Genomic DNA, 14,296 nt, shown 5'->3' on the forward strand with positions numbered 1-14,296 from the left:
GACCGCGTGATCACCAATCTCGGCGTGCTCGACGTCACCGGGAACGGCCTGAAAATCATCGAACTCGCCCCCGACGTCTCCCGCCAGGACATCATCAACGCAACCGAAGCCAATATCGTTTGAAGATGCAGAAAACCCCACACGGCAAATTGACGCTGCAGACTGTGCCATTCCCGGCGGATACCAATTCCGCCGGAGATATCTTTGGCGGCTGGGTACTCAGCCAGATGGACATCGCGGCTGGAGTTACAGCTGCACAACGCGCCAACGGGCGCTGTGCCACTGTCGCGATTGACGCGATGCGGTTTCACGCGCCAATCCAGGTCGGAGATCTTTTCTCGGTCTACACGGACATCGTCGGCACGGGCCGCACCTCGATCAAGATGCATGTCGAAGCCTGGGTCAGGCGGCAGCGTACCGATGAAGAGATGATGGTGACCGAGGCTGACTTTACCTTCGTTGCGATCGAAAGGTCCGGGGTGAAACGTCCTTTGCCACCCGAGTAGATGCACCTGTTTCGAAGGCCGGTCGCGGGAGGATGTTCTTCACACCCTGCCGGGGATGATCCGTGCCAGCGCGCGTATTGCCGCCGCATATCCCTGCAGACCCAGCCCTGCGATCACTCCCGTCGCGACATCGGAAACATAGGAATAGTGTCTGAAGGGCTCGCGTCGATGCACGTTCGAAATATGTACTTCAAAAACGGGAAACTCGCAGGCCGCCAAAGCGTCCCTGATCGCAACGGACGTATGGGTGTAAGCAGCAGGATTGATGACAACCCCGCTTCCTTCCATTCGCGCCGCGTGGATCAGTTCGACGATCTCGCCTTCGTGGTTGCTTTGATGAAACCGAACATCCAGACCGGCCTCGCGCGCGGTCGCGGCGCACAGATCTTCGACATCTTTCAAGGTGTCATGGCCGTAGATTTCCGGCTGGCGGGTGCCAAGCAAGTTGAGATTTGGACCGTTGAGTACGAAAACCGGTTTGCTTGTCATAGCTTGGGCATCCCCTTGGGGCGCATCAGGCGCTTCTGCGCGGCGATCCGGAAAGGGGCGTTGGGCGCGCCATAGCCTTTGTAGCCGTCCTGGCGCTCCACGATCTCGAAGAAGATACCACCGGCGAACGGGCGCGAGTAGAACTGGAAAAACCGCCCTTTTGCGTCCTCGTCATAGAGTATGTTGCCCGCTTTCAGACGCGCGAGCATTTCCGAATTCAGATCGAAACGCGCCGCAAGATCGGCATAGTAGTTTTCCGACATCGCAAGTGGCTTGAAGCCAAGCCGGGACAGAGCCTCAGATGTCGAAAATATGTCGTCTGTCGCGACCGCTACGTGCTGAACCGAGGCGCCGAAACTGTCGGCCAGGAAACTGCCTGCCATAGTGCGATGCGTCTCGGCCCCGTTCAACGTGATGCGCAGCGATCCGTTGTCAGTTTCAAGTGCCTGGCTGCGGACCAGCCCGTCAGGGTCGATCACATCCACCATCGGTGATTTCTGCATCTTGAAAAGAGTGGTGTAGAAGAGCGACCAGCTGAGCATCTCATCATAGCTCATGGTCTGCGCAAGATGGTCGATATGGGTCAGTCCTGCGCCCTGTTCCGCGTTCTTCGATTGCCTGAATTCGACGGACCAGACGTCGCTCAGACCACTGGCATCGTCGATGAAATGCAACACGCTTCCGCTCAGCCCGCGGATCGCGGGAATGTCCAGCTCGCCCGGCCCCACGGGCTGGGAAAACGGGTTCGCGCCAAGCCGTGCGGCCCGCGAGACGGTTTCGGCTGCATTTTCGACCGCAATGCCGATATCGCAAACCGTTGTGCCGTGCATGACATAGGCGCTGTTGGCATATCCTTCGGTCTCGCGGTTCAGCACGATGCGAATATCGCCCTGGGTCCAGAGCGCAAGGTTCTTGGCAATATGCGTTCCGGATTGCGTAAACCCCAACGTTTGTAACAGTGCTTCCAGCGCATCGGCGTCCTTGCCGCGGGTCGCAAACTCGATGAAGGAGACGCCGTCCACTCTCATGCGCGCGGGCATCGATGGCGCACCGGCCAGAGACGATGGTTCCTCTCGAACGACATCGTCCATCAGGGCGATCAGGGAACGATAGCCATCCTTGGCAATCGTCTTGGCGCGGCCACCGCGGAACTGGTCGTTGAATATCTCGAGCGAAACGGGCCCCGCATAGCCGGTTGCAACCACCGCCTTCATGAAATCACAGACCGGCAGGTCCCCTTCGCCCGGCATGTTCCGGAAATGGCGCGACCAGTAGAGAAGATCCATGTCGATCTGCGGTGCATCGGCAAGCTGGACAAAGAAGATCTTGTCGCCGGGGATGCGGCGGATCGTGTCGGGGTCGATCTTGCGGCCCAGCGTGTGAAAACTGTCCAGGATCAGCCCCACGTTCGGGTGATCGGCCCGGCGAACGATTTCCCAGGCATCGCGATGATCGTTGACGTGGCTGCCCCATGCGAGCGCCTCGTACCCCACACGCAAACCGCGCCTGGCGGCGCGTTCGCCAAGCTCGTGGAAGTCGGCTGCGGCCCGGTCGATGCCGCCCAGTGCCCCGGGATGGACCGTCGAGCAGACGAGGACCAGATCGGTGCCCAGTTCCTGCATCAGATCGAACTTGCGTTCGGCGCGGTCGAACGCCTTGGCGCGCAGCGGATCGGGCAGGCCCTCGAAATCGCGAAAGGGTTGGAAAAGGGTAATTTCCAAACCTTGGTCGCGGATCATTTTCCCGACATCCTTGGGGGATCCGTCATGGGCGATGAAATCCTGTTCGAAAATCTCGATCCCGTCAAAGCCGGCGCCGGCGATGGCCTCAAGCTTCTCCGGCAGGCTCCCCGAGATCGAGACGGTGGCAATGGAGGTTTTCATTCATCTTCTCCGCTGATTGCTTCGCGCAGAATGCCGGTATCGAGCGGTGTCCCGGTGAAGATGTCCCAGGCGTCGACCCCTTGGGAAAAAAACAGCTCGTAGCCCGAGATGATCGTCAATCCCTGCGCGTCGGCATCCATCAGAAACTGCGTGTCGACGGGGGTGTAGACCGCATCAAACGCCCAGGTGGCACCCCGCATGGCCGGTGCGGGCAGGGGGGTGCCTTCGAGCCCGATCATGCCCACCGGAGAACAGTTGATCAGCCCGTCGGCCCCCTGCGCTGCCTCAGCCGCGTCGGTAAAGACTTCGATCCGTGTCGAGCTTTCCGCCGACTCGAGCGCGTTGCGCAGTGCACCTGCCTTTTCCGGATTCAGGTCGACGCAGCGGATGGTGTGGGCCTTCAGGCCCAGCAGGCCGAACGCCACGGCCTTGCCCACGCCGCCGGTGCCAATCAGGCAAACGGTGCCGGGCGTTGCGTCACCGCGAACCCGCCGATAGGCACTCATGAAGCCGGTATAATCGGTGTTGAACCCCTTCGGGCCGTCGGCTTCGAAAACCACCGTGTTGACCGCGCCGATCGCCCTGACCAGCCGGTCCGCCACCTCGACCTTGCCGGCAGCCCATTCCTTGTAGGGATAGGTGACGTTTATCCCGCGGTAACCGCTCGTCCGGGCCTGTTCGAACACCTCATCGAAGGTAAGGGCAAGATCCCTGGGGATGAGGCGGTCATAGGTCACGTCTAGCCCGGTCAGCTTTCCGGCGGTGCGGTGCAGTCGAGGCGATTTCGAGCGGGTGATGTTGTCGCCGATCAGCCCAAGCCTCACCTTATTGGCAGGCGCAATGGTCATGGCGTGGCCTTTCTGAGCAGGCGTTTCTTCATCGCGGTCCAGAGCGGGGTCTGGCTGACGAAGATGAGGATGACGCCGATGAAAAGAACGAGCGACAACGGGCTGGTGACGATCCCCTCGAAGAACCCCAGAAGGCTTTCACGCTCGGAGATGATGGCGCGCCGCCAGTTGTCATCGAGAAGGCGCGACAGGATGACCCCAAGGATCACCGGCCCCAGCGGGTAACTGTACTGCTTCATGAAATACCCCAACACGCCGAAGCCCAGCATCCAGTAGACATCGGTGATCGAGTTGTTGACCGCATACGCGCCGACAATCGACAGCAGGAAGATCAGCGGGATCAGCACCGTGCGCGGCATTTCGACGATCTTGGTGAAGACGCGGATGCCTGTGAGGCCAAAGAGCAGCATGAAGAAATTGGCCATGACCAGCGCGCCGACGATGAACCAGAACATGTCGGGTTTGTCGATCATCAGCATCGGCCCGGGGTTAAGCCCGTGGATAAACAGCGCACCGATCATGATGGCGGTGACGGCATCGCCCGGGATACCCAGCGTCATCATCGGTATGAAGGCCCCGCCCACGGCGGCGTTATTGGCAGTCTCGGGGGCGACGAGGCCCTCCATCGCGCCTTCGCCGAAGGGTGTTTCAGGCTCTTTGGTGATCCGCTTGGCGTGGTCGTAGGACATCAGCGCCGCGATGTCTCCGCCTGTTCCGGGCAGCGCGCCGATGATCACGCCGATGCTGGAGGTCTGCAGGGAAAGCGGCAGATATTTGCGGATGACGCTCCAGGACGGGACGATCTTGCCGACTTTCTGTTTCACGGCGGCGGTATCGACATGATGCAGCTGCATCAGGGCCTCGGATACGCCGAACATGCCGATCATGACCGCGATGAAGGAAATACCGCTCTTCAGGACCGGGACATCGAAGGTGAAACGCTCGGTGAAGGTCAGCGGGTCCATGCCGACCGCGCCAAGCCCGATGCCGAAGGCGCCGGCAAAGATACCCTTGACCAGGCTCCCCCCGGACAGGGATCCCACCAGCAGAATGCCCAGTATCGCGAGCAGCATGTAGTCGCGCGGCTGGAAGCCAAGAGCGAAATCCGAGACGAACGGCGCGGCAAGTGCCAGCACGGCGATGCCGATCAGCCCGCCGAAGAAGGACATGACGGTGGTGACGCCGATCGCCACACCGGCTTCACCCTTCTGCGCCATCGGGTAGCCGTCCATCGCCGTGGCAATGGCCGAAGGTGCGCCGGGGATATTGAGCAGGATGGCCGTGCGCGAGCCGCCATACACACCGCCCATATAGATGCCGATCATCAGCGAAATCGCCGGATAGACATCCCAGGAAAAGGTAAACGAGATCAGGATCGACACTGCCATCGTGACCGACAGGCCGGGAATGGCGCCGACATAGACCCCGGCCAGTGTACCCAGACCAACCAGCAACAGCAGTTGCGGCTGTGTCCAGACGGTCAGGAAATCCATCAAAGCCTCGAACATCTTATTCGCCTCCGGAAAACAGGTTGCCGAACCAGGCCAGCATTTCGCCTTCGGGAACGATCCCGGCGGGCATCAGAACGGTGAAAACGATGCGGAAAATCAGGTAGATGACGAACAGGCTGAAAAGGCTGACGCCGATCGCGAAGCTCCAGGATCGCCTGCTCAGGTACTTGATCGTCAGGATCAGGAAGACCGCAGATGTGGGCAGGAAGCCAACCGGTTTCAGCGCAAAGGCATAGGCAATCAGCAGCAGCCCGATCACGACGATCCTCGCGGGAACGATGTCTGCAACGAAACTGCCTTCGCCTTCCGGCTCGGCGCGCATTGTTCGAACAAGGACGATGCCCGCGGTGATGACCATGACGAAGGTGGCCGCCATTGGGATGGCACCCGAGCCGCTCAGGGCTTCAAAACCCGAGATGCCGTAGGCGTCGTAAAGCAGAAAGAGACTGGCAAGAGCTAGGAAAGCGGCAAAGGCAAGCTCTCCGGGCTTACGTTTCTCAGGGGTTTGCATGATGACCTCCTTTGTCGGCGCGCTAAGGATCTGCGTCCGCGGGTTGGGGTGACGCCGCCCCGGTCAGGGGACGAGGGCGGCGTACGCACTGCTCGGGTAGGAAGGTACTGAGGGCAGGGGCCGGGTCTGCCGGCCCCCACCGGCAGACTGGTTACGGACGCTCGATACCGAATTCTTCGGGCGAGGTCTTGGCCAGGCCGGCATCGAACATCAGCCAGGCGGTGTTACGTTGCCACTTGGTCAGGAAATCCTGCGCCTCATCGCCTGAGATGTTCATCATGGTAAAGCCGCGGCCGTCCATCAGCTCGACGAAATCCGCCTGTTTGGCCGCGTCAGCATAGGCGGCCTGCAGTTTCGCAACCACATCATCCGGCGTCCCGTTGGGCACGAACACCCCGAAAAAAGGCCCCCAGGGCAGGAATTTTTCGTATTCGGGGTTGGTCGAGGTGATGGTGGCCACATCCGGCAGCGCGGCACTTGCCTCGGTGTCGAAAAGCGCGATCGGTTTCATCGTCCCGGCGCGGATGCCTTCGACAGCGGCGCCCAAAACGGCAGGCATCACGTCAATGGCGCCCCCCTGCAGCGCGGTCAGGGCCGGGCCATCACCGTCATATGGCACGAAGATCACGGGCAGGTCGGCCTCGGACGTGATCATCGCGGTAACAACGGACGGAACGCCACCCGGGCCGGTTGACCCGAAACGCACCGTATCCGGGTTCGCCGCGATATATTCCATCATCTCCGGAAAGGTGTTGAAAGGTGCATCCGGATTGGCCACCAACATCGGCGTGCCGCGGGCCAGCAAGCTGATCGGGATGAAATCACTGTAGTCTTTGTCGCCAAATCCCATGACCTTGTACAGCATCGGGTTTTCGGCACCCATCAGCAGGGTATAGCCGTCCGCCTCGGTGCCTGCGACATGGTTCAGTGCAATTGCACCGACGCCACCGGTCATGTTCTGCATGACAACGGAGCCGCCCAGTTTCTCTTCGGCATGCGGCGTTACGGCACGCATCACCGTGTCGGTTGATCCGCCGGCGCCCCACTGGATGATCCCTTGAATTTCCTTCTCCGGAAATTCCGCGAACGCGGCAGTTGTGCTGAGTCCAAGCGCAACAATTGCGCCGATTAGTTTGCGAGACATTTCTGTCCTCCCATTATGTCAATTCGCCGCCGATTCGCTCCTCTTACCGGCGGTCACGGCTCTAAATTGTACTATTTCGTTAATTTGTCAACATAAATGTACCAAACGTTTAATTATGTGCTATCACAGGGCCAGAATCAGAGAAAATCAGAGGTTCTTGCATATGGTGGACACGAAGAAGAAACCGGCCAACCCTCGCAAGTCACGCTGGAAACAAGACCCGGATGCCGTCAAGGCAGACATTCTTCGCGTTGCGACAGATGAGTTTGCCGCGCATGGGCTTTCCGGTGGGCGCATTGATGAGATCGCCAAGAAAACCGAAGCATCCAAGCGGATGATCTACTATTATTTCGGCGACAAGGAGGGGCTTTATCAAAGCGTTCTGGAGAATGTTTATTCGACGCTCCGGGAAAGCGAAGATGCCTTGAAAGTCGAAAACCTGGAGCCGGTAGCCGCCTTGACCCGCCTGGTGGAAGCCACCTTTGACGCCCATGTCAATACGCCGTTGTTCATTCGACTGGTGATGATCGAGAACATTCACAACGCTGTTTATCTGCGCCGGTCAGAGATCATCCCGCAACTCAACCGTTCAATTATCGACAAGCTGGGCGATGTGTGCCGCCGCGGCAAAGCGGCCGGCATTTTTCGATGTGACGCCGACCCTCTGGAACTGCACTGGCTGATCAGTTCCTCCAGCTTTTACAACGTCTCGAACCGGGCAACTTTCTCGACATCTTTCGGCGACAGCCTCTATACGCCGGAAGGGCAGGCCCGACTCAGGCAGCGTGTCATCGACATGGTGCTGGGGCTTGTTGTTATTGGCTACGAACCGCGCCAGATTGCGGCAGAGTAGCATTTCGTGCTCGATATCTTTGCGATCACACTGCCGATCTACCTGATCATCCTGTTTGGATATGTCTCGGTGCGCACCGGGTATCTCAAAGAGGATACCATCAGCGCACTCAGCCGTTTTACGGTCAGGATCAGCCTGCCGACCCTGATCTTCAGCGCGATTGCGCTATCGGGCTCTGACGAAGCTCTGAACTGGCTCCTGATTTTTGGCTACATGATCGCGTCGCTGATGGCATTGTTCGCTGGCTACGGGGTGATGCGGTATCGTTTCCGGCAAGACAGAGGGGCGTCGTGGATCCATGGTCTGGCGGTCGCGAACTCCAACAGCGGTTTCATCGGGTTCTCGATCGCATCGCTGGTCTTTCCGGAAACGGCGCTCAGCGTCCTGGCCTGGATCATGATCGTCGAGAATGTGGTCGTCATTCCCTTTGCGATCGTCGCCGCCGAGATTTCATCCGGCGAAGAGCCCGATCTGGCCAAGGCCGTTCGCAAGGCGTTCCTCAGCTTTGTGCGGAACCCGCTGGTCGTCGCCGTGGCGCTGGCCCTGGCGGTTCGGTTGAGCGGCATTGCCTTGCCCGAACGGCTTGCGACCACCGTCAAGATGGTCGCCGCCGTTGCGCCGGTTGTGGCGCTCTTCGTCGTCGGCGGGATCATCGCACAGTTCAGCATCAGCCCGTTCTGGCGGCGCACCGCCACAATCGTCTCGGGCAAGCTGATCCTTCACCCGGTGCTTGTTTTCGTCGTCCTGGCATTGCTGATCGGGGGATCAGACCCCTTTGTCCTCACGGCGGTGCTGATCGCATCCGTTCCAATGCTGTCGATCTATCCCATTCTTGGGGCAACTTATGGAGCGGAACAAATCTGTGCGACGGCGCTGGTTGTGTCGACCATCACATCCTTCTTTTCCGTCAGCGCGCTGATTTGGCTGATGCAGCAGTTTACCTGATCCCAATTATCGAACTGCGTGATGATAACATCAGAACTATTAATTTGATTGTGTGTCCCCGGGGTGTGATCGTGCGACATGACACCGCTACAGGAGGCGCGACACAATTCAGATCACAATCCCGGCTTTCGGTGAAAGCGCGTTCGTAACCACCGGCATAGTGGTTCGGATTTCTGGATTTGACACGCCATTTCTGACCAGAAGAAAGAAGACTTGACCATGACGTTGAAGGCCACGGGGCTTTTCAAGGTATTCGGCACCTGCCCGCAAAATGCGCTCGAACTTGCCAGGGGCGGCCGGCACCCCAAGGACATTTTCCGTGACACCGGACAGATGGTGGCGGTCTCGAATGTCGACCTGACGGTCGAGAAAGGCGAGATCTTCGTGATCATGGGGCTTTCCGGATCGGGCAAATCCACACTTGTGCGGTGCCTGAACCGGCTGATCGAACCGACCGCCGGGACCGTGACCGTGGATGGTGAAGACGTGACAGCGATGAACAGGGCCGGTCTGCGCGAGTTTCGCCGCACGAAGATGGCAATGGTATTCCAGAATTTCGCGCTGTTGCCGCACAAGACGATTTTCGAGAATGTCGAATTCGGCCTGCATGTGCGGGGCGAGGCCAGGGACGCCCGCCGGGACAAGGCGAGGTCTGCACTGGCGCAGGTCGGCCTGGAGGAATGGGGTGGGCATTACCCGCATAACCTGAGCGGCGGCATGAAGCAGCGTGTCGGCCTGGCGCGTGCGCTGGCCAGCGACCCGGATATCCTGCTGATGGACGAGCCCTTCAGCGCGCTCGACCCGTTGATCCGGGCGGATCTGCAGGACGAATTGCTGCAGCTTCAGAAGGCGATCAACAAGACGATCATCTTCATCACCCACGATTTCCAGGAGGCGGTGAAACTGGGCACGAGGATCGCGGTCATGAAAGACGGTGAATTCGTGCAGGTTGGCGCCCCGCTGGAGATCGTGACCAACTCGGCCAACGACTATGTGCTGAACTTCTCCCGCGACGTGGATTGCGGCAAGCTGTTCGTCGCCAGGGACCTGAACGCGCGGCGCATTCCGTTGGTACAGGAAGGCATTTCGCCTTCGGAATTGCGGGCGCAGATGGCGCAGACCAAGTCCGGTGTCGCGGTCCTGCTGACGCCGGAAAGGACGGCCGCCGGATACGTGACCGAGATCGACCTCTGCGCCGAGCGCATCAATGGCCATGACAGCCTGGCCCATGTCATTCATTCGGACATACCCACCGTCAGCCAGGAAACGCCTGTGTCGGAACTTTATGCCGAATGCGCGCTCCGGCGCCCGGTCGCGGTTACCGATGCCGAGGGCCGGGTGGTGGGGGCGTTCGATGCCAGCGACGTGCTGCAACAGCTCAGCAGGGCCCAGACAACCAGAACGATTCCGGCGCCTGACGCCGGATCCGAGACCTGAAGACCGAAGCTTTTCGTGCAGGGGACGCCACGATGAACGACTATCCCGATGAATACATCCTGCCGGTCGACGCCTGGATCCAGACGGCGGTGGACTGGCTGGTTGCGGAATGGCGCCCGGCGTTCCAGGTGATGCGCTGGCCGATCGCGAAGTTTCTCGACCTGGTCAATGACGGGCTGTCGGCGGTCCCGTTCTGGCTGTTCATAATCCTGCTCCTGTTCGCGGCCTGGCGGCTGTCGGGCTGGAAGAACGCCGTACTTGCGGCGGGTTCCTTTACGCTGATCGCGATGATGGGACTTTGGGACCAGTCGATGAAAACGCTGGCGATTGTGCTGACCGCCGTGGTCTTCGGCGTCCTGACGGGCGTGCCCCTGGGCGTTCTGGCCGCAAGGAGTGACAGGTTCTGGACCGTGTTGCGGCCGGTGCTGGACCTGATGCAGACGACGCCGTCTTTTGTCTATCTGGTGCCGGTCGTGATGCTCTTTGGTATCGGAACGGTGCCCGGTGTGATCGCGACGATCATCTTCTCCCTTCCCCCGATGATCCGGCTGACAAACCTGGGCATCCGGCAGGTGCCGCTGGAGGCGACCGAGGCGGGTGAGGCGTTCGGCACGACCGAATGGCAGTCGCTGGTTCACATCAGGTTCCCGCTTGCGCTTCCGTCGATCATGGCCGGGCTCAATCAGACGCTGCTTCTGGCCATGGTCATGAGCGTCATCGCCTCGATGATCGGGGCCGAGGGGCTGGGCCTGACCGTGCTGCGCGGCATCGGGCGGCTGGATGTGGGGCTGGCGGCGATCGGCGGCGGGGCGATCGTGCTCATGGCGATCACGCTTGACCGGCTGACGCAGTCTTTCGCGGAGAAGCCGCAATGACAACACCGTTCAATTCAGAACCGCATGGCAACCGCGGCAATTCAACACCCAACAAGGAGAGACCAATGAAACCTATGATGAATCGGGTCACGAGATTGGCCGCCACGACGGCCGCAGCAGCCCTTGCCGGCAGCCTCGCGTTTGCGGCCGGCCCCGGTGACGGGAAAACCGCCTATCCGGTACGCCCCAACTGGGATACGTTCTGGTTCGGCCAGTATATCCTCGATATCGGGCTGGAGAAACTGGGCTACGAGATCGATCATCCCAAGACCCTGAGCGGCCCGCCGATGTTCGCCTCGCTGGCCCAGGGCGACAGCCATTACGCCGCCGACACGATCTCGCCCAATCACGACGCGATGTATGAAGAGGTCGGCGATGCGGTGATCAAGATCGGGCCGCTGATGGAGCCGGGTTCGCTCCAGGGTTATCTGATCGACAGGAAAACCTCGGAAGCACATGGCATCAAATATGTCGAGGACCTGCTGAAACCCGAAGTGGCGGCGCTGTTTGACAGCGACGGCGACGGACGTGCCGAGATGATCGGGCCGTCGGTCGGCTGGGGGGCCGAAACGGTCGCGTTGCACCAGTTCGAGGCGCTCGGCCTCGATAAGACCGTGCAAATGGTGCAGGGCGAATACAGCGCGCTTGCCGCTGACGCTGCCGGCCGGCTGAGCGACGGTGAGGCGGTGCTGATCTATGCCTGGTATCCCAATGCCACGACGTTGAAACTGCGCCCCGGCCGCGAGCTTGTGTGGCTGCAGATGAAAACCATCGACCTGCCTGGCGACCAGGAGGCGCGCTACAAGCCGATCACGGGCGATGTCGGCTGTTCCGGCGGTGACGATCCCTGCGATATCGGGTGGTTGCCCACGGTCTATTACATCGCCGTGAACCGCGCATGGGGCGAAGAAAACCCGGCGGTTCTGTCGTTGTTCAACAGCCTCAAGATGGACCTGTCGGCGCGGATCGAACAGAACGCCCGGATGGCCGAAGGCGAAACCCGAGAGGACGACATCCGGCGTCATGCCGAAGATTGGATCGCGGCCAACCAGGAACAGTTCGACACCTGGCTGGATACTGCGAGAGAAGCGGCCAACTGACCACTGGCGCAACAGGATGCGGCGGGCCTTCCGCTATCTCCCCGGTGGCCCCCGCATCCTCCCATTACCGACAGGAACGGCCCGCAAGGAGCAGGCCGAAGCGAGATATCTTTGCAAAACGCAACCGGATGCTGCGTAGCGACCTTCGAGAAAGCGAAAGACGAGACCCATGATGACACCCAAACAAGACGCGAAACGGCCCATCCTGTGCAACAGCTGGATCACCGGCGGCGGCGACCCGATTGTCTTTGTCCACGGCATCGGATCTTCCCATAACGGTTGGGATGGCGTTGTTGCCGGGCTCGGCGACACGTTCAGATGTATCACCTACGATCTGCGGGGACACGGGGTGTCGCCGCTGCCGGATGGCGAATTCGGCCTTGATGAACTGGTCGAGGATCTCGAGGCATTGCGCGCCGATCTGGGCATCGAACGCTGGCATGTCGCCGGTCATTCGCTGGGCGGCATGATCGGGCCGGCCTATGCCCGCCGCTACCCCGAACGGACGCTGTCGGTGGCGCTGATCTCGACCGCGGCAGGACGGACCGAGGAGGACGCGGCCAAGGTTCAGGGAGTGGTCGCGGCGATGGAAGAAAAGGGCATCGGCGAGGTGCTCGGAACCCTTGCCAACCGCTGGTACACCGACGCGTTCATCGCGGCCAATCCCGAGGTGGTCGAGGCGCGGATGCGCCAGGTCACCGGCATGAGCGCCGAGGTCTTCTTGAACGTCTTCCACATCTACGCCGAAACCGAAATGGCGCCCTGGCTGCAGCAGGTCCCGGTGCCCTGCCTGGTTCTGACCGGAGAGCTGGATGGCGGCTGCAACCCGCGCCTCAACCGTTTCATCGACGCGCAGCTGCCGGATTCCCGCCTCGTCATCCTGGACGGGCTGAAACACGCGATCCTGGCGGAAGCGCCCGACCAGGTGGCGCGGGAACTGCGCGGATTTTTCCTTGATGTGGCCCAGCCCGCCGCCGCTGGCTGACACAGAGAACCGACCCTTTTCGACTGACGGGAAACTGACATGACTTTGAAAACTCGAACCGCAGAAATCGCTGGTGCCGGACTGGCCGGGCTGGCGGTGGCCGCCTCACTTGCCCAGAAGGGCTGGAACGTGCGCGTGCATGAACGAAGCAAGGATTTGCGGGAAATCGGTGCAGGTATCTACATGTGGGAAAACGTGCACGCCGCGCTGAAGGATCTGGGCGTCTTCGACAAGGTGAAAGAAGCCGGGGTCGAAAGCCACTATCCGAGAATGCTGCTTGATCACCGCAACAAGGAGGTGAACCTGCGGCGCGACAAGGACAGCGTGCCCGACCTGATCGTGCTGCTGCGCACCGATCTGCACCGCATCCTGGCCGAGGCGGCGATTTCCGCGGGGGCCGAAATCGTGACCAATTCCAGGGTGATCGGGGCCACGCCTGAAGGAAATCTCGAATTCAGCGGCGGAATGGGGCCGCGTGCGGATCTGATCGTGGGCGCTGACGGTGTGTTTTCCCGGGTGCGGGATTCGCTTGGTCTGGTGAAGGAAATGTACCAGGTGCGCGATGGCTGCGGCCGGCACCTTATCGAGCGCAAGCCGGATGACCCGGTGAACCGACAGCGGATCGAGTCCTGGACCAGCGGGCGGCGCGTCGGTATCGCACCGGCCAGCAAGGACTATCACTACGTGTTCCTGTGCTGCCCGGAGGACGATATCGAGGGGCGCCTGCAACAGCCATTCAACCTGTCTGCCTGGACAGATTCACACCCCTGGCTGCACCAGTATCTTGAACGGATGCCGAAGCATCCCGAAGAGCACTGGCGCCCGTTCTACAACGTCACCTGCCACCGCTGGTCCAAGGGGCGTTCACTGATCATCGGCGATGCGGCCCACGGCATGACGCCCAATCTGGGGCAGGGCGCGGGCGTGTCGATTGTCAATGCCACGTCGCTTGCCCGTGCCGTGGATGGCGCACAGGACATCCCCGAGGCGCTCAGGGCGTGGGAAGCGGCCGAAAGGCCCTATACCGACATGACGCAGCGCATGTCCTATGTCTATGGCGCGGTCGGCACGCGGTGGCCGAGGAAGCTTCTGACGCTGCGCTCGAAAATCCTGCCGATCCTGTCGCGTGCCGATGTCTTCCAGCGCAGCCTGCGCTGCGCAACTGACCATGTGCCGGCGTTCTGATCATGCATGACCAAGGAGGCAAAC

At 60.7% G+C, this 14,296-nt stretch carries 14 protein-coding genes and 1 pseudogene; 9 read left to right on the forward strand and 6 right to left on the reverse strand.

Translation table 11 applies throughout. The features are described 5' to 3' along the window. Nucleotides 1-123, forward strand: a pseudogene (locus AAFO92_RS16285) (succinyl-CoA--3-ketoacid-CoA transferase); the annotation flags it as partial. Nucleotides 124-125: 2 nt separating this feature from the next. Continuing rightward, nucleotides 126-506, forward strand: a complete 381-nt coding sequence (locus AAFO92_RS16290; RefSeq protein ID WP_347536872.1) for an acyl-CoA thioesterase — start codon at nucleotides 126-128, stop codon at nucleotides 504-506. 39 nt (nucleotides 507-545) lie between these two features. Here AAFO92_RS16290 and aroQ read toward each other — a convergent pair whose 3' ends face one another. From aroQ to AAFO92_RS16320, 6 genes are all read right to left on the reverse strand, one after another. Continuing rightward, complete coding sequence (gene aroQ, locus AAFO92_RS16295) at nucleotides 546-995, reverse strand: type II 3-dehydroquinate dehydratase (protein WP_347536874.1); 450 nt, start codon at nucleotides 993-995, stop codon at nucleotides 546-548. Further along, nucleotides 992-2,878: a TIM barrel protein gene (locus AAFO92_RS16300; RefSeq protein WP_347536876.1), complete on the reverse strand. Its 1,887-nt coding sequence runs from the start codon at nucleotides 2,876-2,878 to the stop codon at nucleotides 992-994. Before AAFO92_RS16300 ends, aroQ begins: the two co-directional genes overlap by 4 nt. After that, nucleotides 2,875-3,726 carry a shikimate dehydrogenase gene (locus AAFO92_RS16305; protein ID WP_347536878.1) on the reverse strand — a complete coding sequence of 284 codons (852 nt, stop codon included), beginning with the start codon at nucleotides 3,724-3,726 and terminating at the stop codon, nucleotides 2,875-2,877. The genes AAFO92_RS16300 and AAFO92_RS16305 overlap by 4 nt, the downstream gene beginning before the upstream one ends. After that, complete coding sequence (locus AAFO92_RS16310) at nucleotides 3,723-5,234, reverse strand: tripartite tricarboxylate transporter permease (RefSeq protein ID WP_347536880.1); 1,512 nt, start codon at nucleotides 5,232-5,234, stop codon at nucleotides 3,723-3,725. Before AAFO92_RS16310 ends, AAFO92_RS16305 begins: the two co-directional genes overlap by 4 nt. 1 nt (nucleotide 5,235) lies before the next feature. Continuing rightward, nucleotides 5,236-5,748: a tripartite tricarboxylate transporter TctB family protein gene (locus tag AAFO92_RS16315; RefSeq protein WP_347536882.1), complete on the reverse strand. Its 513-nt coding sequence runs from the start codon at nucleotides 5,746-5,748 to the stop codon at nucleotides 5,236-5,238. A 151-nt stretch (nucleotides 5,749-5,899) separates the two neighbouring features. Further along, the gene (locus AAFO92_RS16320) at nucleotides 5,900-6,892 is read right to left on the reverse strand and encodes a tripartite tricarboxylate transporter substrate binding protein (RefSeq protein ID WP_347536884.1); all 993 of its coding nucleotides are present in this window, start codon (nucleotides 6,890-6,892) and stop codon (nucleotides 5,900-5,902) included. A gap of 163 nt (nucleotides 6,893-7,055) precedes the next feature. Between AAFO92_RS16320 and AAFO92_RS16325 the strand changes: the two genes are divergently transcribed. The 7 genes from AAFO92_RS16325 (at nucleotide 7,056) to AAFO92_RS16355 (ending at nucleotide 14,272) form a co-directional block, all read left to right on the forward strand. Next, a complete protein-coding gene (locus AAFO92_RS16325) occupies nucleotides 7,056-7,745 on the forward strand; it encodes a TetR/AcrR family transcriptional regulator (protein WP_347536885.1) in 690 nt (229 codons plus the stop codon). Between the two features lie 6 nt (nucleotides 7,746-7,751). Then, nucleotides 7,752-8,690 (forward strand): AEC family transporter, encoded by a 939-nt coding sequence (locus tag AAFO92_RS16330; RefSeq protein ID WP_347536887.1) that lies wholly within the window; start codon nucleotides 7,752-7,754, stop codon nucleotides 8,688-8,690. A gap of 219 nt (nucleotides 8,691-8,909) precedes the next feature. After that, complete coding sequence (locus AAFO92_RS16335) at nucleotides 8,910-10,127, forward strand: glycine betaine/L-proline ABC transporter ATP-binding protein (protein ID WP_347536889.1); 1,218 nt, start codon at nucleotides 8,910-8,912, stop codon at nucleotides 10,125-10,127. 32 nt (nucleotides 10,128-10,159) lie between these two features. Beyond that, nucleotides 10,160-11,002, forward strand: a complete 843-nt coding sequence (locus AAFO92_RS16340) for a proline/glycine betaine ABC transporter permease (protein ID WP_347536891.1) — start codon at nucleotides 10,160-10,162, stop codon at nucleotides 11,000-11,002. A 65-nt stretch (nucleotides 11,003-11,067) separates the two neighbouring features. After that, on the forward strand, nucleotides 11,068-12,102 hold the full coding sequence (gene proX, locus AAFO92_RS16345; RefSeq protein ID WP_347536893.1) for a glycine betaine/L-proline ABC transporter substrate-binding protein ProX: 1,035 nt from the start codon (nucleotides 11,068-11,070) through the stop codon (nucleotides 12,100-12,102). 169 nt (nucleotides 12,103-12,271) lie between these two features. Further along, nucleotides 12,272-13,087 (forward strand): alpha/beta hydrolase, encoded by an 816-nt coding sequence (locus AAFO92_RS16350; protein ID WP_347536895.1) that lies wholly within the window; start codon nucleotides 12,272-12,274, stop codon nucleotides 13,085-13,087. A 39-nt stretch (nucleotides 13,088-13,126) separates the two neighbouring features. Then, nucleotides 13,127-14,272, forward strand: coding sequence for an NAD(P)/FAD-dependent oxidoreductase (locus AAFO92_RS16355; RefSeq protein WP_347536896.1), 1,146 nt, complete (start codon nucleotides 13,127-13,129; stop codon nucleotides 14,270-14,272). Nucleotides 14,273-14,296: the final 24 nt, after the last annotated feature.

It is taken from the genome of Roseovarius sp. CAU 1744 (assembly GCF_039839345.1).
Taxonomy (GTDB): domain Bacteria; phylum Pseudomonadota; class Alphaproteobacteria; order Rhodobacterales; family Rhodobacteraceae; genus Roseovarius.